At 41.9% G+C, this 26,576-nt stretch carries 22 protein-coding genes; 21 read left to right on the top strand and 1 reads right to left on the bottom strand.

The features are described 5' to 3' along the window. The first annotated feature begins 23 nt into the window (after window positions 1-23). The 5 genes from RCZ04_RS03850 (at window position 24) to RCZ04_RS03870 (ending at window position 6,044) form a co-directional block, all read left to right on the top strand. A complete protein-coding gene (locus RCZ04_RS03850) occupies window positions 24-1,979 on the top strand; it encodes a multiheme c-type cytochrome (protein WP_460484636.1) in 1,956 nt (651 codons plus the stop codon). 507 nt (window positions 1,980-2,486) lie between these two features. After that, window positions 2,487-2,846 carry a DUF488 domain-containing protein gene (locus RCZ04_RS03855; protein WP_460484637.1) on the top strand — a complete coding sequence of 120 codons (360 nt, stop codon included), beginning with the start codon at window positions 2,487-2,489 and terminating at the stop codon, window positions 2,844-2,846. 1,029 nt (window positions 2,847-3,875) lie between these two features. Beyond that, window positions 3,876-4,586, top strand: a complete 711-nt coding sequence (locus tag RCZ04_RS03860) for a porin family protein (protein WP_460484638.1) — start codon at window positions 3,876-3,878, stop codon at window positions 4,584-4,586. Between the two features lie 22 nt (window positions 4,587-4,608). Then, entirely contained in the window at window positions 4,609-5,331 is a 723-nt protein-coding gene (locus RCZ04_RS03865; RefSeq protein WP_460484639.1) for a porin family protein, read from the top strand. 23 nt (window positions 5,332-5,354) lie between these two features. Beyond that, the gene (locus RCZ04_RS03870) at window positions 5,355-6,044 is read left to right on the top strand and encodes a porin family protein (protein ID WP_460484640.1); all 690 of its coding nucleotides are present in this window, start codon (window positions 5,355-5,357) and stop codon (window positions 6,042-6,044) included. A gap of 54 nt (window positions 6,045-6,098) precedes the next feature. Here the strand turns inward: RCZ04_RS03870 and RCZ04_RS03875 are convergent, their stop codons facing one another. Then, a complete protein-coding gene (locus RCZ04_RS03875) occupies window positions 6,099-7,055 on the bottom strand; it encodes a helix-turn-helix transcriptional regulator (RefSeq protein ID WP_460484641.1) in 957 nt (318 codons plus the stop codon). A 314-nt stretch (window positions 7,056-7,369) separates the two neighbouring features. Here RCZ04_RS03875 and RCZ04_RS03880 point away from each other — a divergent pair, with 314 nt between their 5' ends. The 16 genes from RCZ04_RS03880 to RCZ04_RS03955 all read left to right on the top strand — a co-directional run bounded on the left by RCZ04_RS03880 (window position 7,370) and on the right by RCZ04_RS03955 (window position 26,429). Beyond that, complete coding sequence (locus tag RCZ04_RS03880; protein ID WP_460484642.1) at window positions 7,370-9,697, top strand: TonB-dependent receptor; 2,328 nt, start codon at window positions 7,370-7,372, stop codon at window positions 9,695-9,697. A gap of 422 nt (window positions 9,698-10,119) precedes the next feature. Beyond that, window positions 10,120-10,788, top strand: coding sequence for a DUF6796 family protein (locus RCZ04_RS03885; protein WP_460484643.1), 669 nt, complete (start codon window positions 10,120-10,122; stop codon window positions 10,786-10,788). A gap of 25 nt (window positions 10,789-10,813) precedes the next feature. After that, window positions 10,814-12,055: a hypothetical protein gene (locus RCZ04_RS03890; protein ID WP_460484644.1), complete on the top strand. Its 1,242-nt coding sequence runs from the start codon at window positions 10,814-10,816 to the stop codon at window positions 12,053-12,055. A gap of 5 nt (window positions 12,056-12,060) precedes the next feature. Then, the gene (locus tag RCZ04_RS03895; RefSeq protein WP_460484645.1) at window positions 12,061-12,864 is read left to right on the top strand and encodes a class I SAM-dependent methyltransferase; all 804 of its coding nucleotides are present in this window, start codon (window positions 12,061-12,063) and stop codon (window positions 12,862-12,864) included. 147 nt (window positions 12,865-13,011) lie between these two features. Continuing rightward, entirely contained in the window at window positions 13,012-13,989 is a 978-nt protein-coding gene (locus tag RCZ04_RS03900) for a pyruvate dehydrogenase complex E1 component subunit beta (protein WP_002674221.1), read from the top strand. A gap of 339 nt (window positions 13,990-14,328) precedes the next feature. After that, window positions 14,329-14,946 carry a 4'-phosphopantetheinyl transferase family protein gene (locus RCZ04_RS03905; protein ID WP_460484646.1) on the top strand — a complete coding sequence of 206 codons (618 nt, stop codon included), beginning with the start codon at window positions 14,329-14,331 and terminating at the stop codon, window positions 14,944-14,946. A gap of 895 nt (window positions 14,947-15,841) precedes the next feature. Further along, the gene (locus tag RCZ04_RS03910; RefSeq protein ID WP_460484647.1) at window positions 15,842-16,651 is read left to right on the top strand and encodes a type IV secretion protein Rhs; all 810 of its coding nucleotides are present in this window, start codon (window positions 15,842-15,844) and stop codon (window positions 16,649-16,651) included. A 333-nt stretch (window positions 16,652-16,984) separates the two neighbouring features. After that, the gene (locus RCZ04_RS03915; RefSeq protein ID WP_460484648.1) at window positions 16,985-18,109 is read left to right on the top strand and encodes a DegT/DnrJ/EryC1/StrS family aminotransferase; all 1,125 of its coding nucleotides are present in this window, start codon (window positions 16,985-16,987) and stop codon (window positions 18,107-18,109) included. Window positions 18,110-18,179: 70 nt separating this feature from the next. Further along, a complete protein-coding gene (locus tag RCZ04_RS03920) occupies window positions 18,180-18,446 on the top strand; it encodes a hypothetical protein (protein ID WP_460484649.1) in 267 nt (88 codons plus the stop codon). Continuing rightward, entirely contained in the window at window positions 18,443-19,279 is an 837-nt protein-coding gene (locus RCZ04_RS03925; RefSeq protein ID WP_460484650.1) for a DNA-methyltransferase, read from the top strand. Before RCZ04_RS03920 ends, RCZ04_RS03925 begins: the two co-directional genes overlap by 4 nt. A 2-nt stretch (window positions 19,280-19,281) precedes the next feature. After that, window positions 19,282-20,013, top strand: a complete 732-nt coding sequence (locus RCZ04_RS03930; RefSeq protein WP_460484651.1) for a PmeII family type II restriction endonuclease — start codon at window positions 19,282-19,284, stop codon at window positions 20,011-20,013. A gap of 98 nt (window positions 20,014-20,111) precedes the next feature. Next, window positions 20,112-21,080 (top strand): glycoside hydrolase family 130 protein, encoded by a 969-nt coding sequence (locus RCZ04_RS03935; protein WP_460484652.1) that lies wholly within the window; start codon window positions 20,112-20,114, stop codon window positions 21,078-21,080. 115 nt (window positions 21,081-21,195) lie between these two features. Beyond that, window positions 21,196-22,425 carry a 3-deoxy-D-manno-octulosonic acid transferase gene (locus tag RCZ04_RS03940; RefSeq protein WP_460484653.1) on the top strand — a complete coding sequence of 410 codons (1,230 nt, stop codon included), beginning with the start codon at window positions 21,196-21,198 and terminating at the stop codon, window positions 22,423-22,425. Between the two features lie 637 nt (window positions 22,426-23,062). Then, complete coding sequence (locus RCZ04_RS03945) at window positions 23,063-23,839, top strand: acid phosphatase (protein WP_460484654.1); 777 nt, start codon at window positions 23,063-23,065, stop codon at window positions 23,837-23,839. A gap of 10 nt (window positions 23,840-23,849) precedes the next feature. Beyond that, window positions 23,850-25,064, top strand: coding sequence for an OprO/OprP family phosphate-selective porin (locus tag RCZ04_RS03950; protein WP_460484655.1), 1,215 nt, complete (start codon window positions 23,850-23,852; stop codon window positions 25,062-25,064). A gap of 84 nt (window positions 25,065-25,148) precedes the next feature. Next, a complete protein-coding gene (locus RCZ04_RS03955; RefSeq protein WP_460484656.1) occupies window positions 25,149-26,429 on the top strand; it encodes a histidine phosphatase family protein in 1,281 nt (426 codons plus the stop codon). Window positions 26,430-26,576 lie beyond the last annotated feature (147 nt).

The raw sequence follows: 26,576 nt of genomic DNA on the forward strand, positions 1-26,576 counted from the left end.
CAAAACCGCCTAAATGTTTCTTTATGTCAAAAAAACTATTGATAGCTGCAGTCTCTCTATTATGCCTTGCTGGCTTTGCCTTTCTCTTTTTTAAAAACACTAATCACGAACCCTATACCCCCGTAGACGAAGTTCCTAACCAAGCTCCTCAAAGCTATGCAGCCTCAGCTTCCTGCCAGCAATGTCACGCGAAAGAATATACTGAGTGGTCACTTTCTGACCATCACAAAGCAATGCAAATCGCTAATGATACCACCGTGCTTGGCAACTTCAATAACACCTCTTACTCCGCCGACGGCATTACCTCTCGTTTCTTCAAGCGCAATGGCAAATTTTTTATTAATACACAAAGCGAAGATGGTTCTTACAAAGATTATGAGGTACTGTATACCTTCGGCTATTACCCCCTCCAACAGTATATCACCGATTTCCCTAACGGCAAAAAACAAGTATTCCGTCAGTCGTGGGACAGCCGTCAAAATAAATGGTTCCACCAATACGCCGGCGAGACCATCCCCCCTGATGATTACCTCCATTGGACGCAAGCAGGACAGAATTGGAACCTAATGTGTGCCTCTTGCCATAGCACCAACCTCCAAAAAAATCTCAACCCTTATACCGACTCCTATCACACTACTTATAGCGAACTCACCGTAGGTTGCGAGTCCTGCCACGGAGGAGCCAAAACGCACGCCCAAAGTAACGGAAAAACGCGCACATTCCCGCTCACCTCGCAAACACAAGAACTCAACGCCTGTATGCCTTGCCATACCCGTAGGGGAGAGGTAACCCAGCACCACGCTATGGTAACCGAGGTAATGGACGAATATCTCCCCGAAGTGCCCGTAACCGACCTCTATTTTCCCGACGGACAGGTGCTCGGCGAAAACTATAAGTATTCCTCTTTCTTGCAAAGCAAAATGTACCACCAAAACGTGCGCTGTACCTCTTGCCATTCGCCTCATACAGGCAAGCTCAAAGCCGAAGGAAGCAAAGTGTGCTTACAGTGCCACGCACCTAAGTATGCATCTGAAGCCCACACTTTCCACAAAGGCAACACCGCCGAAACCGATTGCCGTGTGTGCCATATGCCCACCCGCACTTATATGGGCAACGATGTGCGCCACGACCACAATTTCTACGTCCCTCGTCCCGATTTGTCCGCCAAATACAATACTCCCAATGCTTGTAACACTTGTCATACCGATAAAACTGCTGGCTGGGCTGCTCAAGCCGTTACCAAGTGGTACGGCAAACAGCGCAAACCGCATTTTGCCGAAAATTTTATTAAAGGAAGTAAAGGAAATATCACCGCACTCAGTAGCCTGTTAGAAGACAAAACTACCCCCGCCATTGTGCGTGCAGGAGCCATTCACTATCTCGGCAATCACCCTTCTGAAAAAAGCTTTACGCTTATTAAAAAAGAACTCCACAATGCCGACCCACAAACGCGTTATCGTGCCGTGGTCGCTATTAGCGAATATCCTCTGAACCTATATCAAAATGATTTGTTGCCCTTACTTACCGATAAAGTGAAGGCGGTGCGTATGCTCGCGGCTAATGCCTTGCTCACCCAAAAAGGATTAGAGGCTTGCAAGGTCTATAACGGATTTGAACAAGCGCACCAAGAGTATAAGGAGTTCGTGCTCTCACAGTCCGATTTTCCATTAGGTAGTGCTACCGCAGGCGACTATTTTGTCAAGATTAACGATACCGATAACGCCATTCGTTTCTACGAGCGCGCTCTGCAAAAAGACAAACAACTGAACTACTTGCGCCTAAACCTCGCGGTGCTTTACAACGGCAAAGCTCAAAACAACAAAGCCGAAAACATCTTAAAGGAAGCCTTGCAATACGAACCCAAAAACGCCCAAATCTACTACGATTTGTATTTGCTCTACAACGAACTTGGGCGCGAGGCTGAAGCTAAAACTGCGCTTAGTAAAGCCAAAGCCTTAGGAAGTAAGAGCCGCTTTTAATCTTTAAAGCACACCACTTACAATACTCCTACCACTCACAACCGTCACAACCTCCTCCTGTCTTGACCTCCGTCCGAAATTTCCGACCCCTCACAACCAGCCCTTCTCCGTCTCTTAATCATTGACCATTAACCATTAATCACTAAGCATTAACTCCTAATTGGTATATTTTTTGCAATTATCTTGTCACTAATCTGAATCAAGGTTTGAAAAACAATAATATAGGGTTTATAATGAGTTATGATGACCATCGCCACAACTCCCCCTTTGAAGGGGGGTAGGGGGAGGCTTTCTCACGTTCTCTTCATCGCATCTCCCCCTTTGAAGGGGGCAGGGGGGATGTTTCTCCCTTTTTTTCCGTCACTACACTCCCCCTTTGGAGGGGGTTAGGGGGAGGTTATCCCCCTTTGAAGATAGCCAGCGAGGGCGGGGTATGTGAATGAGGGGGATATTTATAGTCAATAAGTTAATTCAACCCTTGATTTACACTTGTAATAATTTTATCTTATGGAAATACAATTAAAACGCGTGTACGAAACAGAAAGCCCCGATGACGGCTTTCGCATCTTAGCCGATAGGCTCTGGCCTCGTGGTATCAAAAAAGAAACGCTTCATTTAGATTTTTGGGCGAAAGAAGTAGCCCCCTCCACAGCTTTGCGCAAACGCTATCATCAAGACGGCAAATTCGAAGATTTCAAAGCAGATTATACCCAAGAACTCTTGGTAAACCCCGCTTTTGCCTCCTTCTTGGAAATGCTCAAACCCCACAAAATCATCACCCTGCTCACCGCCTCCAAGCTCATCGAAAAAAGTGCCCTCCCTATCCTCAAAGACGCAATCTCCAAAAATCTCCTCAAAACCTCTTAAAATACCACCTTTATATCATCATCATATCATCATATTTTTCCTCTATTTTTTCGTCATACATCCTCTTAATATCTTCACTCGCTCCCTTTTCCCGCCACTACATTTCCCCCTTTGGAGATAGCCAGCGAGGGCTCACAGCTGGGTATGTGCACTGCGAGAGCAGAGTATGTGAATAGGGGGATGTTATCCTCTCTCTAAGGCTTATCAGCAAATACCGAGTAAGTGAGTCGGCGACTATACTCAGAGTTCTTCCAAATTTCTCCAAGTGCTCAAAGCCTCTCCTACTTGTCCGATTTGTCCGACAAGTTCCCCGTCGCTTTTGCATCGCATTTCCCCCTTTGAAGGGGGCAGGGGGGATGTTTATCCCTCTTTTCCCGTCACTACACTCCCCCTCTCAGAGGGGGCTAGGGGGAGGCTTCTGCACATTTTCCTCGTAATTCGTCCCTCGTAATTCGTCCATTTCCCCCTATTGCCTATTGCCTAAGGCCTAACACCTCTTCCTCTTTCTTTCGCCTCGAAACCCTATTTTCGGTATTATTGACATTATGGTATTACAGTATTAATCAATTACTTATACGCCTTTTGTATAACAATTGTCCAAGATTCGTATAAGCATCCTATAAGCTTTGTATAAGCTAACCATACCCATCTCACAGTCCATCTTTTATCTTTTACCTAAAAAACCTCTTTTGAATTCCTCCGAAACCTTTCTCCTTCCTCATCTCTCTTCTGAACCCCCCAGAATTTTCGATAGTTCCCCCAACAAGTCTGAAATGTCCAACTCGTCCCACTCGTCCAAACAAACCTAACCAATCTCCCCTTATTGCCCGTGCGGCTCGCACCGTGCTACGACCTCGCACCTCATTTTCAAAATTCTTAATTCCCAAATTTGCCTATTTTCCAATTAATTCGTATCTTTGCAAAATAAAGAGTTTTTTATACCACACTTCATTTAATTTACTTTCTGCTTACTCCTTTGAAAAATCAGACGTTAATAACTGTAATAAAACCCATTAAATCATATAACAAATGAAAAAAACAATTATCACTTTTGCCGTGGCACTCGCCACCATCATTACCGCTAATGCCCAAGAGTTTAAAGTAGGCGTTAAAGCGGGCTTTCTCTTGTCGAACCTTTCTTTTGCCGAAAGCCCAGTAGCCGAAGGTATAACAAGACAATATGAAAAATTCAATACCGCTTTTAAACCAGGTTTTCACTTCGGTGGCTTTGTAGAGTACGGGTTTAACAAACACTGGTTTGTTGAAGCTGGGGTAGACTACGCATTCCAAGGCGCTAAAATCAAATCATTAGAAATGATTGAAAAAGACAGCTATGGCGATGTAGTAAATACAAACGAAATGAACTTTAAAAATGCTAAGCTCAATGCCCAACAGCTCAACGTCCCTATTTGGGTAAAATACGATATCGCCGGGTTCCGCCCCAAAGTAGGCGTGAACTTAGGATTCCTTACCAAAACTGAGTTTAAAGGAGAATTAGAACAATACGCCGGTACAAGCTTAGACAGTTCTTTAACTCCTGATAAAAAGTTCGACCTAAGCTTAGGCTTTGGTGCCGAATACAATCTGCCCTTCGGTCTCTTCTTCGATGCTTCCTTCAATTTAGGACTCACCGAACTATCAAATAAAGGAGATGAAGAAAACAATGATAATTTAGTTTTTACCACTTCTGATAAATTCAAAAACCGCGTAATTCAAGTAGGCGTAGGGTATAAATTCTAAAAAACATTAAAATATATTACAAATGAAAAAAACACTTATAGCTTTTGTTGTGGTTCTTACAACCATCGTTACTGCCAGTGCCCAAGAGTTCAAAGTGGGTGCTAAGGCTGGCTTCCTCTTGTCTAATACTTCTGAACTTAAACATTCTGAAACAAACATCGTAGGAAATGTAGAAACCACTAAGTATAATACCGTTTTTAAACCAGGCTTTCATTTCGGAGGCTTTATAGAGTACGGTTTTAATAAACACTGGTTCGTTGAAGCTGGACTCGACTACGCTTTTCAAGGAGCTAAAATCAATTCCTATCAAGTAATAAGAGAAGATAAAAATGGAAATGTTTTTTCTGATGTTAAAACAGACCTTAAGGATAGTAGTAAATGGAATACCCAACAATTCAATATCCCCATTTGGATAAAATACGACATTTCCGGTTTCCGTCCCAAAGTAGGAGTAAATTTAGGCTTCCTTACCAAAGCTGAAGTAAAAGTTGAAGAGCAACAGTTTGCTATACATTCTTTTAAATATTCCTTAGACCCCAATAAAAAATTCGATATAGGTTTAGGAATCGGTGCTGAGTACAACTTGCCCTTCGGTCTCTTCTTCGATGCTACCTTTAATTTAGGTCTTACCGAGTTATCAACTAAGCAAAAACAAATATTTGAAGAAGGTGAAGAATTATTACCTTTCCCTTCTTTGACATTCAAAAACCGCATAATTCAAGTAGGTGTAGGTTATAAGTTCTAAAAACCCATTAAATCATATAACAAATGAAAAAAACAATTATCACTTTTGCCGTGGCACTCGCCACCATCATTACCGCTAATGCCCAAGAGTTTAAAGTAGGCGTTAAAGCGGGATTCTTAATGTCCAGCGTTTCCAACCCCCAAGCCTCAGTGTCAATAGGAGGAATTACAGGAACCGCCGAAATTACCACAGGGTATCGTCCAGGCTTTCACTTCGGAACTTTTATCGAATACGGCTTCAACGAGCAACTATGGGTCGAAGCAGGTCTCGACTACTCGTTCCAAGGTGCCTATATCAATTCTTTAACTGGCAATGTGAACAACATTTCCCTTGGTGAAGTTGATATTAAGGACGGTAAATTAAAAATCGAGCAATTAAACATCCCTCTTTGGATTAAATATGACTTCAACGGGTTTCGCCCTAAAATAGGACTAAACTTAGGCTTCCTATCAAAAGCTAAAGTCAGCGCTGAAGACAATTCTACCTACAAGATCATAAAGGTAGATGATGAATCTATAACGCTCGATAAAAAATTCGATTTAGGCTTAGGCTTAGGTGCTGAATATAACTTCAATTCAGGATTCTTCATCGATGCCACCTTTAATTTAGGTCTTACCGACTTATCTACTAAGCTGTATTCAGAAGGAGGTAACCTTCCTCCGTTAACATTCAAAAGTCGCGCATTCCAAGTAGGCGTAGGCTACAAATTCTAAGTGTACATCACACAACCATAAAAAAGGCTGTCTAATACTTTTAGACAGCCTTTTTTATCTCTTACCTGCTACCTGTTTCGGACTGCTACCAAACTTCTTCTTAAAAGCACTTGAGAAATGCGATACATAGTCGTAACCACAAGCGAGGGCTATTTCACCTATATTCTTATCGCTGTGGAGGAGCAGTTGCTGGGCAAGTTGCATTTTGTAGTCAAACAGATAGCCAAAAACGGTAGTGCCAAACACTTCTTTAAAGCCGTAACACAATTTCTTCTCATTCACTCCTACGGCGCGCGCCAGTTCGGCAATGGAGGGAGTAGCGTCCAACTGTGCCGTGATGCGGTCGCGCACTTCGTACATCTTTTGGATATCATTTTGGGTTTTGCAATACTGAAACACCTTTTCTTGTTGGGCTTCTATTTGTTGCAATTGCAAGAGGAGGAGTTCCTGCACTTTCAGGTCGGCGTACGGACGTGCGGCTTTGCCTAAGAGCGGGGCTTGTTGCAGTTGAGCTAAAGCCGTTTGCATCGCAAAGTTGATAGGCAACGAGTGCTCAGCCAGCACAAAATTACCCCCACGCTCATAGCGTTCATACCAATCCATAAAGGCTTCGGGATAAATGTTCGCCATTTGCAAAAACTGTTCTGCGCTAATAGCCAGCGTAATCACTTCTATAGTATCCCCTTGGTGCAACACATCTTTGCCCAAGCATTCTTCGCGCCCAAAAAAGATGTTGTGGGTGCCTGCTTTGGCAATATAAATGCGATCGTCAATGTCTATTTCTAAGCCTTTGCGAGTTTGGGTAACAAAATATAAGCGCAAAGAAGGAATATCCATACGCCCTTCAAAAACGACATCCTCTTTCATTTGCGCTTGCCACCTATAATAGGTATGGCTTCCCAAGCGCTGCTGTTCTAATTGAAATAGCGCTATCTGCTCATTAACCCCTTCATAATAGGTGCGTACATCTGCTTCATTTCTCACCAAGGGGAGGGTTATTTCGTTTGCCATAGTAGTCAGGCCACAGGCATTAGGCCATAGGCATTAGGTGCTAAAAATCTATTCAGATATAAATTTTTGCTAAAGATATTAAACTATCGTACTTCCTTTTTACTGTACTTTTGCTCTCGGAAACACGTTGTTTAGAACAAAAGTAAATAATATAATTGAATTGACCAAATATTTTTAGGAGACAGGAGATAGGAAATAGGGGATAGAAAGCAGTTAAACACTGATTATTAATGCGATAGACTTTGTCAAAGTTTGAGACTTTGACAAAGTGTACACACTCACTCCTAAAACCTGACGCCTAAAACCTAACACCTATGAGACACAAACTCTTTCTTTCATTACTACTTCTTTTTAGCGCTCCTTTATTCGCTCAAAACACCTATGAACTCCTTGGTACTGTTAGCGATAAAGCTACACGACAGCCTTTAGTGGGGGCTGATATTTATATCAAAGAATTGAAAAAAGGTACCAGTACTGATGCTCAAGGGCACTATCATTTGAAAGGTATTCCTGAGGGTAATTATACTGTGCGGGTGAGCTACCTCGGTTACCAAACTTTTAGCAAGAAAATCATAGTGAACGGAAAAGTGTACTTGGATATTTCTCTCAAAGAACAAGCCGAAGAAATAGGCGGTATAACGCTTTCGGGCAAGAGCATCGCTCACCAAAAGAAAGAAGAAAGTATGCCCATCACCGTGATTGATATGAGCAGTTTGCGGGGTACGGTGAGCAATGTGCAGGATATTTTGGTGAAAACGGTAGGCATTACCTTGCGCACTTCGGGGGGTGTGGGCAGCAGTTCGCGCATCTCGGTGAGAGGCTTGGAAGGCAAACGCATCGGTTTTTTTATTGACGAACTGCCCTTGAGCGAACAGACCGATTACATAGATATCAATGATATTCCTGTGGATATGATTGACCGTATTGAGATTTACAAAGGGGTGGTGCCCGCACGTTTTGGGGGGTCGTCTCTCGGCGGGGCTATCAACATCGTGATTCGCGAATATCCTGATAAGTACGCCGACCTCAGCTATGGCTACGAAAGCTATAACACTCACAAAGCACAAGGAGTCTTCAAACGCAACCTCAAGTCACGCGGACTCGTATTTGGTATCGGGGGTGGTTACACTACTTCCGATAACAACTACACCTTCGACTCTCCTTTCCGCGAAGGTTTGCGCATCACTCGCAATCACGATAAGTACAACAAATTGATCATTGGCGGGAGCTTCAAAGCTAAAAAATGGTGGTTTGACGAAGTGGAACTCGAACCCGTATTCGTCAAAACTTACAAAGAGATTCAAGGTATCGAGTACGACATACGTGAAGCCCACAGTCAGTCGCAAATGATAGGACTCTCTAACAAACTCGAGAAAGATAATTTCCTTACCGAAGGGCTCAACCTCGATATGTTCAACGGGGTAGTCCTTACACAAATGAACTTTATCGACAAAGCTACTCGTCGCTACGAATGGGACGGCTCATCATATCCTACCCCTTCGCATTACGGAGGTGAAGTAGGCTATAACTACCCCTCAGATTCCGATGACAAAAAGCTCACCTTCATCAATAAAACCAATTTAGAGTACATCATCAGCGAACGCCATTCTCTCAACTTTAACAGCGTCTTCTCAATGGCTAACGGTACGCCTAAAGACGAACTAAAAAAGTTAAGCCTCGGTAAACAAGTGAATTTTGATTCCCAAATGCGCAGTTGGATTAGCGGACTTACCTACGACTTTCGCACCCTTAACGATATTTTTCTCAACTCCCTCACCCTGCGTTATTACAACTACACAATGCACACCCAAATGGCGCCTCTTTTCGTGCCAGGGCAGTACGATGTGAACCTCAACAAAAGCAATTGGGGGGTGAACAATGCAATGCGCTACCGCTTTTTACCCTCGTTAATGGGCAAACTCTCCGTAGGCTATGAAGTGCGTATCCCCTCCGAAACCGAACTTCTCGGCGATGGCATTGCCGTGATTCCCAGTCCAGATTTGTTGCCCGAACGCAACCTCAGCGCCAATCTCGGCTTGTTGTTCGACCTTACCGGTAAGCACCCTACCAATGCCCAGATAGAAATGAACTTCTTCTATATGTATTTAGAAGATATGATACGTTACACCGCCGGACTCATAGGGGCGCAGTACCAGAACTTTGGCGAAATGCGCACCCTGGGAGTAGAGTTTGAAGCCAAAGCCGATGTGTTGCCCTCGCTCTATTTGTATGCCAACACCACTTATCAAGACCTGCGCGATACACGCCTCTACGAACCCCAAAGCACCGTGCCTAACCCCACTAAAAACAAGCGTATGCCTAATATCCCTTACCTAATGGCAAATGCAGGGTTAGAATTTCACCGTGAGAATCTCTTTGGCGGTACCGGGCAAAACACCCGAATCTTTGCCGATGTAGCTTTTGTCGAAGAATACTACTACGATTTTGAAATGACCCAGCTCCAGAAACGCCGTATCCCACGTAGCACTACACTTGATGTTGGCTTCGAGCACAGTTTTTTCAATAACAAAGTATACCTTTCAGGAAAAGTACGAAATCTCACCAATGAAAAGACCCTATCCGAATTCAACCGACCCCTAATGGGTATCAACGGAGGACTTAAACTGAGAATAATATTTTAAAAAGAAATACTAAAATCTCTCTTGTTCCGTTCGTTTAGTTTCGTATAGCATTGTCATTTCTTGAGTTTTACACCGGTGTAAGCTCTTGTAAATGAAGTGTATATAAACCTTTTGTATAACAATCGTCCAAGATTCGTATAAGGTTCGTATAAGCTTTGTATAAGCTAAGCATAAGATTTCTTCATCCAAAAGACATTTCTTTTAGTTGTTTAAGATTTCTTTTTCTTACCCTTAAAAAGGTAGTTACACAATTTCTTATGTCGAACACACATTAATAAGATGAATTAAGAGTTAAAAAGATAGCACTTGGTATAAAGTAAGTTATGACGTCCGTCACATCTCCCCCTTTGGAGGGGGCTGGGGGGAGGTTTATAATTAATATGTTAATTTGCCCTATTGATATAACATTAATTTATAACGATATGAAAAAAGCACTTATTTTAGGTTTCATAGCCTCGCTCATCACCTTTGCAGGTGATATGCTATTGGGGTACATTCAAGTAGAAAACCCCGAAAAATCACTGATGAATTTTTCTCTCTCCTTGCCTTTACCACGCATTTTATGGGGAGGTTTCTTAGGCGTGATAGGTATCCCTTTGCAGTGCATCGGGTATTGGCAAATTTACAAACTGATGAAAGACGGTAGCAAAACCCTTTCTAAACTCTATAAAGTAGGTATATTAGGTTGGCTCACGATGGCAACTTGTGGTGTACACCTAAACTGCGCTGTGGTGATGCTCATCTACAAACAGCTCTACACCACCGACGCTACCTTAGCTCACAATGTAGCCACTACTTTTGCCGATAGTATATTAGTGCCTTGCTATTACATTTTCATCGTCTTCTTCCTGTTGATGAACATCACTCAGTTTTTAGCTTTTGTAAGGAAAAAGACCGTTTACCCTCGTGTAGTAGCCCTTTGTAATATGCTGATAGGTATTGCTGTAATTTATTTTATAGCCTATTTACTACCCGATTCAGCTATCAAAAACGGACTAAATGTATCGGCTATTAGCTTAGGCAATGCCCTAATGTTTATAGGATTATTGCTTAGTAATCCGTCTCACTCATCAGACCAATCTAACAATTAATAATTAACAATTAATAATTAATATTATGTATTCAAAAGTATTTTTAACAGTGTGCTCATTAGCACTATTGAGCGTGGGTTGCAAGAAAGACGATAACAACCCCACAGAAAAAATCCTAAAAGGAGGTAGTGGTAAATATCTCTTAGAAACTTCCGTAAAAAATCCCGACGGTATGAGCGGTAGCTCTTACTTGCAGCTCTTTAACAAGCTATCGGGAAGCATTGATAATTTACAAGCCGAGCAGATAGAGTTTGGTTCATCAGTACAAGTGGAAGGTAACAACATCTATTTGTTTGATACAATGAAAGGGGTTGGTGGCGTAACTCACTATACTTACGACCCCACCACACAACGCTTTACTAAAGGAGCTAACCTCCCTACCCCTGCTAATTCAATGGTAGGACATCTCGAAATGATAAGCCCTACCAAAGCCTATTTGCCCCTCTATGCAATGGGAGAAGTATGGATTATCAACCCACAAACAATGCAAAAAACAGGAGCAATCAAACTCAATCAATACGCTCACGGTAATGGAGATAGCAGTCCCGACCCTGCTATGGGAATTGTTCACAACGGCAAGTATTACCTTTGCTTAAACCAAATCAACCCGGCAGCAGGTTGGCAACCATACGCCGATTATCAGCAAAGTGATGTGCTCATCATCAACCCTCAAACTGATGTAGTAGAAAAAGTAGTATCCGAAACTACTACAGGGCTCACTTTCCCCACCCGACCTATGGCGTATTGCAAAGATATGATTTTCACTACCGAAAACGGCGATTTGTATATGGCTACTGTGGGGTATTTTGGCTTTAACCCTGCAAATAAAAAATGTGGATTCCTCTGCATTCCTAAAGCAACAACCGTTTCAGCTACCGAGTTTGATAGCAGTAAGTCGTGGGATATCTCTACTACTACCATTCAAGGCACAAGCTATAAACCTGCAACTGTACTGAACACCGTCTACATAGGCAATGGTAAAGTAGCAGCCTATGTCGGTATTTCGGAACTGTATACCGCAAATGCCTACACCTCCAAAAGTGCGATGGCTGTCGTTATAGATTTGAATGCAAAAACTATCAACCAAATCAAGGAAGTACCTCTTACCGATGGTCATAGTGTAACAATTAGCAAGTGGAAAAACCAAATAGTGTTTGCCGCTTTTGGCAGTGATAAAATAGGGCTTTTTGCCTATAACCCTACTACTGGTCAAACAGAACAGATTTTGAACACCATAGGCAACCCTGCATTCTTTCACGAATTCTAATAAAAATGAACAAAATACCCGAAACAATGCTCATAACCTTATGGGCAAAAGCTACTGAAAACAAAGAGCCTAAGCCGCTCTTACGCGATGAAAAGGCCACTGAGGTCATCGGTAAAATCGATTATGATTTCAGTAAGTTTAAAAAAGCCAAATTCTCTCAAGCAGGTGTGTGCATTCGTGCTCATCTCATCGATGAAGAAGCGCGCACTTTCCTCAATGAGCATCCCGATGCAGTGGTCATCCAACTTGGCACAGGGCTCGATGCACGCTATGAGCGCTTAGGTTCCCCCGAGCTCACTCATTGGTACGACCTTGATTTGCCCGAAGTGATTGCTATCAGGCGGCAGTTCTTTGAAGAGAACGAAAAGCGCAGTTTTCTAGAAATGTCGTTGTTTGATAGTGCTTGGATAGAAACCGTAAAAGCGCATCACAAACCCATACTCATCATTGTTGAAGGTGTGCTGATGTACTTTCCTCCTGCTGAGGTAAAGAAATTTATGATACAGCTTGCCGAATCATTTGATGAGGCGACGCTCCTCTTTGATATGCTGGCTTACGCCTTAATAGGGCACGCTAAGAGCCACGATAGTCTCAGTGCAATGGAGAAAGACCGCCGTCCTGAGTTTCAATGGAGTGAGAAATACAGCGAGGCGATGCAACAGTGGAGTCCTAAGTTGCACATCGCGAAAGAGTACTTTATGAGCAACTACGACCAAGGTCGTTATCCTTTTATCTTTAGGATACTGTACAAGATTCCGTATTTCTATAGAAGGTTTAATCAGAGAGTGGTAAGATTAGTGATAAGGTAAAAATAAAATAAATGTTTGATATATAATATTTTAGATAATATATAGAAAATAAAAGTAATAAAAAAATTAGGAGATTAAATAATTATTATTACTTTTGTGCTTTCAAAACAGAAAATTTTAGTTATATACCTTATTTAATAAATATAAATGAGAACAATACAATTTAGAGAAGCTGTTTGCGAAGCAATGAGTGAAGAAATGCGTCGCGACGAGTCTATTTATTTGATGGGTGAAGAGGTAGCTGAATACAATGGTGCCTACAAAGCCTCTAAAGGAATGCTCGATGAATTTGGGCCTAAACGTATTATTGATACTCCTATCGCTGAAGGTGGTTTTGCAGGTATCTCAGTAGGGGCAGCTATGAATGGCAACCGCCCTATTGTAGAGTTTATGACCTTCAACTTTTCATTAGTAGCGATTGACCAAATCATTAACAACGCGGCCAAAATGCGCCAGATGTCAGGTGGGCAATTTAACATTCCTATCGTATTTCGTGGTCCTACTGCTTCTGCTGGTCAGTTGGCGGCTACGCACTCTCAAGCCTTTGAGAACTGGTACGCGAACTGTCCTGGATTGAAAGTAGTAGTACCTTCTACACCTTACGATGCGAAAGGACTCTTGAAGTCAGCTATTCGTGATAACGACCCTGTTATCTTTATGGAATCTGAGCAAATGTACGGTGATAAAGGCGAAGTGCCAGAAGAAGAATACACTATTCCTTTGGGTGTTGCCGATATCAAGCGTGCGGGTACTGATGTAACTATCGTTTCTTTTGGTAAAATTATTAAAGAAGCGCATAAAGCTGCTGATATTTTAGCTAAAGAAGGCATCGAATGTGAAATCATTGACTTGCGCACCGTGCGTCCGCTTGATTTTGATACTGTATTTGCTTCAGTTAAGAAAACAAATCGCTTAGTGATTTTGGAAGAAGCTTGGCCTTTCAGCAGTGTTTCTTCTGAAATTACTTACCAAGTACAAGAGCACATCTTCGATTATCTTGATGCGCCTGTACAACGTGTTACGACTGCTGATACACCTGCACCATTCTCTTCAGAACTTTTAAAAGAGTTTTTACCGAATGCAGACGATGTAGTGAAAGCGGTAAAAAAAGTACTTTATAAATAAGAATTTGCTATCATTTTTATTTTTTTTAAAAGTTATATTTTATTTTTTAGTCTTCGTGATTATCCTTATCACGGAGACTTTTTTTCGTTCAATAGCGTTAAACTTTTGTTAAACTTTTGTTGATAAAAGCATAAAGAAAAGTTACGCGTGTAACACAAATTAACGTCTTTAACAGCTGGGAATTATTAAGATATTGCCAAAAACACTTGTTTTAAGAGTCTTATATTAACAAAGGCTATCTGTTTAAAAGAAGAGGGGAGAGGTGCAATTAGTTTGTGAGGTATCTAAGTATTAAGAATTTTTTACTACCTTTGTGCGAAATTGTGAAGAGAATTACATATGCCATTAGAGAGAACCATAAATGTAGACAAAAAAACTGCCTTATACATTTGGGAGGTGACGGAGGAACTTGCTTTTTTGGAGCAGGAAACGCCTCTTACTCCTGAACAAAAAGAGGCATATGATGCTATTAGCAATGAGCGGGCTAAAAAGAACTTTTTGGCAACGCGTTTATTGTTAACTCAGTTAGGACACGCCCCTTCTTCATTGTATTACGATGATTATGGGAAGCCTTTTTTAAAGAAGAAGGATTTTATTTCGATTAGTCATTCGTTTGATAAAGTAGTGGTAATGATAAGCAACAAACCTGTGGGGGTGGACATTGAGAGGAAACGAGAGAAGATATTGCGCATTGCGCATAAATTCACTCAATGGGATTATCATACAGCGGATTACTCGATTCATAACATCATTCAGAAACTTACGATGGCGTGGTGTGCTAAAGAGGTGGGATTTAAAATACATAACGATCCTACGCTTACCCTAAGCAATGTGAAGGTAAGAGAGTTTTTCCCGAATGATAAACAGACGGATATCAAGATAGGGAACACTATGTATAAGGTCTTTTTTATTTTGATGGGAGATTTTGTGCTGGGGTATTGTAAAGGTGAAGAATAGGAATTTGATTATATGCAAAAACAAATGGTAGATTTTGTAGCTGTACAAAGTTTGCCATTTTTTTATGTTTGTGTGAATGGGAAAGAATAAAAATGAGGTCGTAGCACGGTGCGAGCCGCACGGGCATGTGCGAGGTCGTAGCACGAAGGCAAGTGTGAGGTCGTAGCACGACAGGCTGTAAGGGGGAGATTGGTTGGAGGAGTTTGGACGAATGGGACGAGTTGGACATTTCAGACTTGTTGGGAGAACTATCGAAAATTCTGGGGGGTTCAGAAGAGAGATGAGGAAGGAGAAAGGTTTCGGAGGAATTCGGAAGAGGGTTTTTAGGTAAAAGATAAAAGATGGGCTGTGAGATGGGTATGGTTAGCTTATACAAAGCTTATAGGATGCTTATACGAATCTTGGACGATTGTTATACAAAGGGCGTATAAGTAATTGATTCATACTGTAATACAATAATGCCAATAATACCGAAAATAGGGTTTCGTGACGAAAGAAAGGGGAAGAGGTGTTAGGCCTTAGGCAATAGGCAATAGGGGAGATGCGGCGGGGGACGAATGACGAATGGCGAAGAAAATGTGCAGAAACCTCCCCCTATTCACATACTCTGCTCTCGCGGACTTCCTCCAAAGGGGGAGATGCGACGGGGGTCGAATGACGAATGGCGAGGGAAAACTTCTCCCTATTCACTTACTTGGTAGTGGCGGACTTCCTTCAAAGAGGGAACAAGCATTGGTTATTTAGTTATAAATATAACAAAAGGTGTATTATAGAGCTTGTTTCTGTTTGATTTGGCATAGTTTTAGTAAGTTGGTGGATATGGTGTATTGGTGCAATTGGAAAATCTTTTGTACCTTTGCGCCCTGAAAAGTATCATTTTAAAAAGGAAATTATTATGAAAAGAATTATAGCGATTGCCTTATTGGCTACTACTGTTGCTTTTGGACAGAACCAAAAAAAGAACGGTTGGGAGCGTGCCAAATTAAATGGGAAGGTGAAGACTTTTGTGCAAACGGGCTTTCAAGTAACTGATGACGGGCAGGAAATCCCGATGAACTCAGAGCTTTTTACGCAGTTTAACAAAAAGGGGACTCCTGTGAAAATGTTATCGAAGCAACAAGGGATGACGATTAACTTTGTGGATGTGTATGACAAAGAGGGGCATATGTTAGAATCGGCTTCAAGAGATGATTCGAACACGTTGCTTTCTAAAAACGTATATGAATACGACGAAAGAGGAAATCTTATCAAGCACGATGTGGAGACTCCCGATGGAAGTATTTTCATCAGTAGGATTAGTGCTTATAATGATAAAGACCAGCTTGTAGAACGTACGGAGTGTATGGCAGGTAACTGTCAGGATAAGACGACTTATGTTTATAATCCTGAGGGGAAAGTATCGGAAGAGTCTAAATTTACTAAGGATGAACTTACCAGCAAAACGCTGTATACTTACGATGCTAAAGGGAATGTGATAGAGAAACAGGTGTTTGACAAGGATAACGTTTTGAAACAGAGGGTTACTTCGACCTTTGACAAGAACGATAATGAGGTGGAGGTGAAATACTTTGACAAAGATGGCAACGTTACTAAAACGGAGACTTATGAGTTTGTGTATGACAAGAAGAATAACTGGACGAAGAAAACGATGTTAGTAAACGGTAAGCGTGCAGTGATTTTCACACAGAAGCTAAAATATTATTAAGAGATAAATGTTTATTAAAAAACATAGGGGTTGGCTTGCGGAGGCGAGTCAGCCCCTATGTGCTAATAAGGAGGGGAATTTTATTTAATTCAAAATATTTTTGTATCTTTGCCCTGTGGGAGGGAATGCTTTAATGAGAAGAGATTAAATAATTATAGCAAGAGGGCTCATAACTCAAGAGTCGGTCGTAGCACGACAAGCAATAAAGAGTAGCAGGACAAACAATAAAGAGTAGCACGGCAGGCAATAAAGAGTAGCACGACAAGCAATAAAGAGTAGCGACACTTTACTAACGACAAATAACAAAAGACTAACGACTAAACATAATACCGTATGAAAAAAATACAAATGGTTGACCTACAAGGTCAGTATGAACGCATTCAAAACGAGGTACAAGCCTCTTTCAATGAAGTGCTTAGCACTACCGCCTTTATCAATGGGCCTCAAGTACACGCTTTCCAAAAAGAATTGGAAACCTATATGGGCGTAAAACACGTTATCCCTTGTGCCAATGGTACCGATGCTTTGCAAATAGCAATGATGGGGCTCGGACTCAAAGAAGGCGATGAGGTGATCACTGCCGACTTTACTTTCGCTGCGACTGTGGAAGTGATTGCCCTTTTGAAACTCACTCCTGTACTCGTAGATGTGTACGACGATACTTTCAATATCAACGTTGAAGCGATTGAAAAAGCGATTACCCCACGCACCAAAGCCATTGTGCCCGTGCACCTTTTTGGTCAGCCGGCTAATATGGAAGCGGTAATGGCACTCGCCAAAAAGCACAACCTCTTCGTAATTGAGGACAACGCCCAAGCTATTGGCGCCGACTATACTTTTGCCGATGGTCACAAACAAAAAGTGGGCACTATAGGTCACGTAGGAGCTACTTCGTTCTTCCCTTCAAAAAACCTCGGTTGCTACGGCGATGGGGGTGCTATCTTCATCAATGACGACGACCTTGCTTACACCCTCCGCGGTATCGTAAACCACGGAATGTACGTGCGTTATCACCACGATGTAGTGGGTGTAAACTCTCGCCTCGACTCACTCCAAGCCACTGTGTTGCGCGCCAAACTCCCTCATTTGAACGATTACAACGCTGCACGCCGTGAAGCGGCTCGCAAATACACCGCAGCTCTCAAAGGTCACGCACATATCATCACCCCAGTAATAGCCGAGGGTTACGACCACGTATTCCACCAATACACTTTGCGCATCACCAATGGCAAACGCGATGAACTCGCCAAAGCCTTTAGTGAAGCAGGCGTACCTTTCGGTATCTATTACCCCATCCCATTGCACGCTCAAAAAGCCTACACCCGCGATACTTATAAAGAAGCTGATTTCGTGGTTACAAACCAGCTCGTACAAGAGGTTATTTCCCTCCCTATGCACACCGAGCTCGACGACGAACAAATCGCGTTTATTACGGAGATTATTAAGAAAGTAGTATAAGTCGTAGCACGACAGGCAAATATTTATAGGGGCGAATAGCAATTCGCCCCTACAAAAAACAACAAGCTCTATGGCAAAAACAACCTTACAAATAACAGTTGAAGACGACGACCTTCCTATTTTTGAATCTATCTTTGAGAAATTTGAGGTAGAGAGTAAGGTGGTGGATAACCCTCTATTTATCATTACCGAAAGCGATGTGCAATTTGAGGCTCAAGAGCGATTAGGCAGGAATTTGAATGATGATGAATTGCTCATAGCTAAAAAAGGCTTAGAATGGGGATTACTTACAGATATTGATACTGTATATGGTGCTATTTTCAGCGAGATAAAATGAAAGAACTGACAACTGACATATTACACGGTGATAGTGCGGAAGTGCTCAAAACACTTCCCAGCAACTCTATTGACCTCATTGTAACCTCTCCCCCCTATGCCGACCAGCGCAAGAGTACTTATGGGGGCATTGCTCCCGATAAATATGTTGATTGGTTTTTGCCCATTGCTGAACAATTGCTCAGAGTGTTAAAACCTACAGGCACTTTCATCTTAAATATCAAAGAAAAAGTAGTAGAAGGCGAACGCAGTACCTATGTAATGGAACTCATTTTGGCAATGCGCCAACAGGGGTGGTTGTGGACAGAAGAGTTTATTTGGCATAAAAAGAACTCATACCCAGGTAAATGGCCTAATCGTTTTCGCGATGCGTGGGAACGCCTCTTGCAATTCAACAAGAACAAGAAGTTCGCAATGTATCAAGAAGAAGTAATGGTGCCTATGGGCGATTGGGCTAAAACCCGACTCAAAAACTTATCAGAAACTGATAAACATCGTGATAACTCTAAAGTAGGCAGTGGCTTCGGCAAAAATATATCAAATTGGGTAGACCGTGAAAAAGCTTATCCTACCAATGTACTACACTTAGCAACCGAGTGTAATAACAAAAAACACAGCGCTGCCTTTCCAGAAGAATTACCCGAATGGTTTATCAAACTCTTTACTAAAGAAGGGGACACCGTGCTTGACCCCTTTGCTGGTTCTGGCACTACCCTTTTTGTAGCTGAACGTATGGGGCGCAATGCCATTGGCATTGAGCTGATGGAAGAGTACTATCAAATGATAAAAGACCAATTAGAAGAACCTTATCAAACAATGTTGAGATTTGGATAATTATGAAAACATTAGATATTCAAAAAGTAGTTCAATACGTAGAAGAAAACATAGGTCTGTTTCATCAGAAGAGAATACAAAGCCTTGATAACTTGAAACTTTCACAGGTTTTGAAAAGAAAGAACCCTTATCTATTCAAAGCTAAGTATATGCAAACCTCTGAACAAATAATAAGAGGTATTGTAGATGCTCATATTTCTTCTAATGAAGAAACTATCTTTGGCAATTGGCTTGAAGGATTGGCTATTTTTATAAGTAACGAAGTATATGGAGGTTTTAAATCGGGTATAACAGGTATAGATTTAGAATTTGACAAAGATAATATTCGCTATATTGTTACTATAAAATCAGGGAATAATTGGGGAAATAGCTCTCAAATTAAGAGGATGATTTCCGATTTTAAGACTGCAAAGAAAACGCTTCGTACAAGTAACTCACAGATAAATGTAGTAGCTATAAATGGTTGTTGCTATGGTAAAGACACAAATCCTGATAAAGGAGATTACTTTAAATATTGCGGACAAGAATTTTGGGAGTTTATTTCAGGAAACAAAGATTTATATATTGAACTCATAGAACCCTTAGGACATCAAGCAAAAGAAAGAAACGAAGAATTTATGTTGTCATACACTCAAATGATAAACAAATTCACTCGTGAGTTTTCTAATAACTTTTGTAAAAGAAATGGAGATATTGATTGGAAGAAATTAGTAGAGTTCAATTCTAAAAAATAAAATTATTGTAAACAAATAGACTTTGTCAAAGTGTGTACTAACTCACTAACGTCTAACGACTAATTACTAACGACTAAACAATAACTAAAACAAAAATAATGAGTCATCAAATTCCTTGGCAAGAACGCCCCGACGGTTGTACCGATGTAATGTGGCGTTACTCCGAAAACCCTATTATCGGTAGGTACGATATCCCTACCTCCAACAGTATTTTTAACAGCGCCGTAGTGCCTTTTGAAGGGGGCTTTGCGGGCGTGTTCCGCTGCGATAACAAAGCGGTGCAAATGAACATCTTTGCAGGCTTTAGCAAAGACGGTATCCACTGGGACATCAATCACGAACCCATCGTGATGAAAGCTGGTAATACCGATTTTATCCCTTCCGATTACAAGTATGACCCTCGCGTGGCTTTCATTGAAGATCGCTACTGGGTAACTTGGTGTAACGGTTATAGTGGCCCTACTATTGGTATCGCCTATACCTTTGATTTCAAAGAGTTCTTCCAATGCGAAAACGCCTTTTTGCCTTTCAACCGCAACGGCGTGCTCTTCCCCGAGAAAATCAACGGCAAATACGCAATGCTCAGCCGCCCCAGCGACAATGGGCATACGCCTTTTGGCGACATCTTCATCAGCTATAGCCCTGATATGAAATACTGGGGGGAACACCGCTGTGTGATGAAAGTGAGTCCGTTTATGGATAGCGCTTGGCAATGTACCAAAATAGGGGCAGGAGCGGTGCCTATCAAAACCAAAGACGGTTGGCTATTGTTCTATCACGGGGTGATCAACACTTGCAACGGTTTCCGCTATTCAATGGGGGCTGCCTTGCTTGACCTCAGCGACCCCAGCAAAGTGATCGCACGCACCCAGCCTTACCTCTTGGCACCTGCAACCCTCTACGAAACTACTGGCGATGTGCCTAACGTGGTATTCCCTTGCGCTGCCTTGCATTCTATTGAAGAAGACAAAGTAGCCGTGTACTACGGTGCCGCCGATACTGTAGTAGGCGTTGCCTTCGGTCACATTTCTGAAATCGTAAAATTCACTAAAGGAAACTCATTGTAAACAAGTATAACTAATTTAAAAAGCGCAAACCATCGGTTTGCGCTTTTTTTATTGCCCTTTTTTTACTACCTTTGCGCCTTGTATCATCATTTGTCATTCGTAATTCATCATTAAAATGTATACCCTTTCCCTTTATATCATCAAGGCAATCCTCCCCTTCTTTGCCCTATTCAACAAAAAAATACGTCTCTTTGTAAGCGGACGTAAAACTGTGTGGTCTACGCTTACCGCAAAACTCAACCCTCACTCCCGCTATGTCTGGATACACGCCGCCTCTCTCGGCGAGTTCGAACAAGGCTTACCCGTCGCTAAAGCCCTCAGAAAACAAGGTTATAAGATATTCATTACCTTCTTTTCTCCCTCAGGCTACGAGGTGCGCAAAAACACTCCCGATGCCGATATAGTAGTCTATCTTCCTCTCGATACCCCCACTAATGCCCGCAAATTCGTGCAAATGGTAAATCCTGCAATGGTTATTTTTGTGAAATACGAGTTTTGGGTCAATTACCTTTCCGAGCTCAAAAAAGCACAAGTACCTACTTATTTACTCTCCGGTATTTTTCGCAAAAATCAAATCTTCTTCAAGCCTTACGGCGGAATGATGCGCCGAGCCCTCCATTCATTTACCCATTTTTTTGTCCAAAATCAGCTCTCTCAACAACTGCTAAACAAATTAGGCTTCACTAATGTAACCGCCAGTGGCGACACCCGCTTCGATCGCGTAGCCGAAATTTTAGAACGAGACAACCATTTAGATTTCGTAGAGCAATTCAAAGGCAACCACTTATGTATAGTCTTCGGAAGCTCTTGGCAAGCCGACGAAGAGGTTTACCTGCCGTACATCAACACTTGCACTGCCCCAGTGAAGTTCATCATTGCCCCTCACAATATCCACTCTGCCGAGATTGCCCTACTCAAAAACGACCTGCAAAAGTCAGATTGTAAAGTAGCTCTCTTCTCTGAAAAAGACACGCTTAACCTTGCCGATTACAACGTGCTCATCATCGATACCATAGGCATTCTCACCAAAGTGTACAGCTATGCCGATATCGCCTATGTAGGAGGCGGAATGGGCACTACAGGCTTGCACAATGTCTTAGAGCCCGCCGTATTTGGGGTACCTGTGATCATTGGTAAAAACTATGAAAAGTTCAATGAAGCAAAAGAGTTAGTCGCCTTAGGAGGCGTACTCTCAGTAAACAATAAAGAAGAGTTCGCCCAAACGATGAATAGTCTTATTGTTTCACCCGAAAAGCGTACCGCTATAGGCAACATCAATCGCCAATATATAAACGAAAAACAAGGTGCTACTAACGCATTTTTGCAAGCAATAACCACACCTTAGCATCGCCTTACCGTCACTAATTCCCCTCTTGAGGGGGGCTAGGGGGGAGGTTTCCCTCGTCATTCGTTCCTCGTCCATTTCCCCCTATTGCCTATGGCCTAAGTCCTAACACCTCTTCTCTTTCTTTCGTCTCGAAACCCCATTATTGGCATTTTTAGTATTATTGTATTACAGTATGAATCAATCACTTATACACCCTTTGTATAACAATCGTCCAAGATTCGTATAAGCATCCTATAAGCTTTGTATAAGCTAACCATACCCATCTCACAGTCCATCTTTTATCTTTTACCTAAAAACCCTCTTCCGAAACCCTCCGATATATTTCCTGTTTCTCATCTCTCTTCTGAGACCCCCCAGAGTTTTCCAGACTTTCTCCAACAAGTCTAAAATGTCCGACTCCGTCCGACCACCTCCAACCAATCTCCCCATTATTGCCCGTGCGGCTCGCACCGTGCTACAACCTCCCACCTAAAAACCACAAAATCATTACATTCATTTTTATTTCTTTCTTTTTAGATAAAAAAATTACAAAATAATTTGCATATTTATTCGTTTCTGTTTACCTTTGTAAGGTCTTTTGAAACCTAAAGGTCTTCCGAAAGAGAATATAATAATTTTAAACTGTATAATTAAGATGAGAAAAACATTATTATTCGTAGCCTTGCTATCGGTGATGGCAACTACATTCGCTCAAGAGAAAATCAAAGACGTAAGAACCAAACCCGACCTTTATTACTTACAAATAGGTGAGGTCGCTAACAGTCTTGAACTCCTACCTCCTCCTCCCCAACCAGGTAGCATTCTCTTCCTTAACGACGAAGCCCAATATCAGTGGGGCGTAATGCAACGCCGTACCCCTCGTGGCGACCAAGCCGTATCCGATGCCCGTGTAGAAGGCTCCGGCGTGCCTAACGCCTTCTCCGAAGCCTTCGGTATCAAGATTTCTAAGGAAACAACCCCCGAAATCTACAAATTAGTAGTTAATATGCGTGAAGATGCTGGCGACCTCGCTACTCGTGCTGCCAAAGAACACTATATGCGCGTGCGTCCATTTGCATTCTATGAAAAAGAAACTTGTAACCCCGAGCAACAAAAAGAACTCTCTACAAACGGCTCTTACCCATCTGGTCACACTTCCATCGGTTGGGCTACAGCTTTAGTGCTCGCCGAAATCAATGTCGATAGACAAAACGAAATCCTCAAACGCGGGTATGAAATGGGGCAAAGTCGCGTGATTTGTGGTTATCACTTCCAAAGTGATGTCGATGCCGCTCGCCTTGTAGCAAGCGCTGTAGTGGCACGCCTCCACGCCAACGACGCCTTTATGAAACAACTCGAAAAAGCTAAAAAAGAGTTTGAAGGCCTCGTGAAAAAAGGTAAAGTAAAGAAAAGTGAACGTATGACTAAATAATTTTAAAGCTATGAAAAAGATATATTTTATGATGCTCAGCCTAATGGCTGTGGGCTATACCTATGCCCAAGAAGAACCAACCACCGTTACCGATACCACCGAACCTATGCCACCCGCACCTGTACAAGAAGCTCCTAAACCCGAAGAAAAGTTAGAAGTAAAACCCTCAGGACGTATTTTACTCGATGCTGGTTATTTCAATGCTAATGAACAAAAAGATAAGTTTGTAAGTGGTGTAGCCATCCCCGATGTCCGTTTGGGTGTAGGTGTACGCTATGGCAATTGGAAAGGTAAAATAGATATAGGTTTTGCTTATGGCAAAATCTCCCCTAAAGATATCTTTATCGAATACGGATTCAGCAAACATACCCTCTTGCGCGGAGGTTATTTCGTACACCAATTCGGTATGCAAAGTGCCACAAGCTCTTCTTTCAAAATATCAATGGAAGAACCCCAAAGTAACGAAGCTTTCTTTAACTCTCGTCTCATTGGGTTGATGCTCTTGCACCAAAAGAACGACTTTATGGGTACTCTTAGTCTCTTTGCTGAAAATGAAACAATGAAACAAAGCACTGATAAAACAGGAGATCAAGGTATGGGTATGATGTCACGCTTGCTCTATCGCCCACAGCGTGAAGAAGGTAAAATCTTTCACGTAGGTATCTCAGGAGCTTTTGAAACACCACGTTATAACGAAGATGCCACACTTAATCATAATTCTTATGTGCTTAAAACACCATTCCCTACTCGTATCGCTAAGGTAACAGCCCAACAAGCAACCATCGATAACGCTACTTTCCTTTATAAGTTCTCACCTGAACTATTAGTAGCTCGTGGTCGCTTAGGTTTAGAAGCTCAATACTATTATGTAAACGTAAACCGCAAGAGTGGTTTCGATAACTTTAAGGCAAGTGGTGCTTATGGTATGTTGCGCGCTATCGTAAAAGGAAGCCCTTATGAATATACCGATATCGATGGGGGTATTGCTACTCCTAAACCAGGAGCTATGGAACTCGTAGCCGGCTATAACTATACTGACCTCTCCGACTCTAAAGCAAACATCTTAGGTGGTAGATTGAACGACTATTCGCTCACTTTCAACTATTATATCAATAAGTATATGATTTGGCGTGTACGCGCTTCCTACACCGGTGTAACTTACCGTGAAGGAGTAGCTAACACCAATCTAAGTCTTATCGAAACTCGTTTGCAAATCAAATTCTAAGTGTGAGCCCATAGGCAATTATACACTTTGCCAAAGTTCTAAACTTTGGCAAAGTTGAATAAATAATTATAATACCAAAAACAAATGAAAATAAGAATTATAAATATTGTCTTGCTGTTGCTATGTCCGCTCTTAGCAATGGCGCAACTCAACCGTTCCGAAAGCTTTAAAAACCAATACAAGCTGAAAGAAGTGGTCATTTTAAGCCGTCACAACATTCGCTCCTCTCTATCAGTGAATGGTAGCACCTTGCAAAAAATGACACCTCACCAATGGATAAAATGGAGTGCAGCTCCTAGCGAACTTACCCTTCGTGGGGGAGCTCTCGAAACCATTATGGGTCAGTTCTTCCGCAAATGGACGGTAGCCGAAGGCCTTTTCACCGAAAACGCTGTCCCTTCTGTTGATGAAGTAAATTTCTATGCCAACAGTATGCAACGCACAGTGGCTACTGCGCAGTACTTTTCATCAGGGTTTATGCCTTTAGCCAATTTGCATATCAACCATCGCTTTACCCCCAGCAAGATGGATCCCGTGTTCTTCCCTGCGCTCACCAAGAGTAGCGACGCCTTCAAAGCGCAAGCTATGAAAGAAATCGCTGCTATGGGAGGTAAAAAAGGAATTGTAGGCATCAATGAGGGGTTGAAAGAGTCTTACCAACTCTTGGAAAAAGTACTCGATTTGAAAAACTCTCCTGCGTGCAAGTCTGGCGAAGTTTGTGCCTTCAACGATTACAACACCCAGCTGAAACTCGAAAAAGGCGATGAACCTAATATGAAAGGCTCACTAAAGTTAGCCAACTCCGCTTCCGATGCTTTTATCTTGCAATATTATGAAGATAAAGACCCTGTACAAGCAGCTTTTGGTAATAAACTCACCACTGCTGACTGGGAGAAAATTGCTAAGGTAAAAGATGTCTATGGCGATGTGCTCTTCACCGCTCCTATTGTAGCTGTAAACGTAGCTCACCCGCTCTTGGTATATATGAAGGACGAATTAAACGCCAAAAACCGTAAATTTACCTTCCTTTGTGGGCACGATTCTAATATTGCCAGCGTAGGAGCTGCCTTAGAAATCGAAGAATATAGCTTGCCAAAATCTATTGAGAAGAAAACCCCAATAGGTAGCAAATTGGTATTCGAAAAATGGGTAGACCAAAGCGGTAAAGAATTTGTATCGGTAAATATTGTATATCAAACTACGGAACAGCTACGCGGGGTAGAACTCCTCGATATGGAAAATCCTCCTGTAGTATTCCCTCTAAAACTCAAAGGAGTGCAAGCCAACGCTGATGGACTTTATACCTTAGAGAGTGTAAACAACCGCTTCGATAAGGCGATTCGCGCCTACGAAACTATAAAATAGTAATAATAGCTATTAATACAACAAAAAGCTGTTCTATATGTAGAACAGCTTTTTTGTTTTTATGTTTGAAAAAAGGAAGATTTACTTCAATATATAAAATATTATATAGGGGTAATAGCACTATAAAAAAATCTAAAAAGAGGTGTT

This window comes from Capnocytophaga sp. HP1101 (assembly GCF_054772415.1).

Excerpts from the sequence above, each read along its gene's own strand:
- RCZ04_RS03850 (WP_460484636.1), top strand. The coding sequence starts at position 24 with ATGTCAAAAAAACTATTGATAGCTGCAGTCTCTCTATTATGCCTTGCT.
- RCZ04_RS03855 (WP_460484637.1), top strand. The coding sequence starts at position 2,487 with ATGGAAATACAATTAAAACGCGTGTACGAAACAGAAAGCCCCGATGAC.
- RCZ04_RS03860 (WP_460484638.1), top strand. The coding sequence starts at position 3,876 with ATGAAAAAAACAATTATCACTTTTGCCGTGGCACTCGCCACCATCATT.
- RCZ04_RS03865 (WP_460484639.1), top strand. The coding sequence starts at position 4,609 with ATGAAAAAAACACTTATAGCTTTTGTTGTGGTTCTTACAACCATCGTT.
- RCZ04_RS03870 (WP_460484640.1), top strand. The coding sequence starts at position 5,355 with ATGAAAAAAACAATTATCACTTTTGCCGTGGCACTCGCCACCATCATT.
- RCZ04_RS03875 (WP_460484641.1), bottom strand. The coding sequence starts at position 7,055 with ATGGCAAACGAAATAACCCTCCCCTTGGTGAGAAATGAAGCAGATGTA.
- RCZ04_RS03880 (WP_460484642.1), top strand. The coding sequence starts at position 7,370 with ATGAGACACAAACTCTTTCTTTCATTACTACTTCTTTTTAGCGCTCCT.
- RCZ04_RS03885 (WP_460484643.1), top strand. The coding sequence starts at position 10,120 with ATGAAAAAAGCACTTATTTTAGGTTTCATAGCCTCGCTCATCACCTTT.
- RCZ04_RS03890 (WP_460484644.1), top strand. The coding sequence starts at position 10,814 with ATGTATTCAAAAGTATTTTTAACAGTGTGCTCATTAGCACTATTGAGC.
- RCZ04_RS03895 (WP_460484645.1), top strand. The coding sequence starts at position 12,061 with ATGAACAAAATACCCGAAACAATGCTCATAACCTTATGGGCAAAAGCT.
- RCZ04_RS03900 (WP_002674221.1), top strand. The coding sequence starts at position 13,012 with ATGAGAACAATACAATTTAGAGAAGCTGTTTGCGAAGCAATGAGTGAA.
- RCZ04_RS03905 (WP_460484646.1), top strand. The coding sequence starts at position 14,329 with ATGCCATTAGAGAGAACCATAAATGTAGACAAAAAAACTGCCTTATAC.
- RCZ04_RS03910 (WP_460484647.1), top strand. The coding sequence starts at position 15,842 with ATGAAAAGAATTATAGCGATTGCCTTATTGGCTACTACTGTTGCTTTT.
- RCZ04_RS03915 (WP_460484648.1), top strand. The coding sequence starts at position 16,985 with ATGAAAAAAATACAAATGGTTGACCTACAAGGTCAGTATGAACGCATT.
- RCZ04_RS03920 (WP_460484649.1), top strand. The coding sequence starts at position 18,180 with ATGGCAAAAACAACCTTACAAATAACAGTTGAAGACGACGACCTTCCT.
- RCZ04_RS03925 (WP_460484650.1), top strand. The coding sequence starts at position 18,443 with ATGAAAGAACTGACAACTGACATATTACACGGTGATAGTGCGGAAGTG.
- RCZ04_RS03930 (WP_460484651.1), top strand. The coding sequence starts at position 19,282 with ATGAAAACATTAGATATTCAAAAAGTAGTTCAATACGTAGAAGAAAAC.
- RCZ04_RS03935 (WP_460484652.1), top strand. The coding sequence starts at position 20,112 with ATGAGTCATCAAATTCCTTGGCAAGAACGCCCCGACGGTTGTACCGAT.
- RCZ04_RS03940 (WP_460484653.1), top strand. The coding sequence starts at position 21,196 with ATGTATACCCTTTCCCTTTATATCATCAAGGCAATCCTCCCCTTCTTT.
- RCZ04_RS03945 (WP_460484654.1), top strand. The coding sequence starts at position 23,063 with ATGAGAAAAACATTATTATTCGTAGCCTTGCTATCGGTGATGGCAACT.
- RCZ04_RS03950 (WP_460484655.1), top strand. The coding sequence starts at position 23,850 with ATGAAAAAGATATATTTTATGATGCTCAGCCTAATGGCTGTGGGCTAT.
- RCZ04_RS03955 (WP_460484656.1), top strand. The coding sequence starts at position 25,149 with ATGAAAATAAGAATTATAAATATTGTCTTGCTGTTGCTATGTCCGCTC.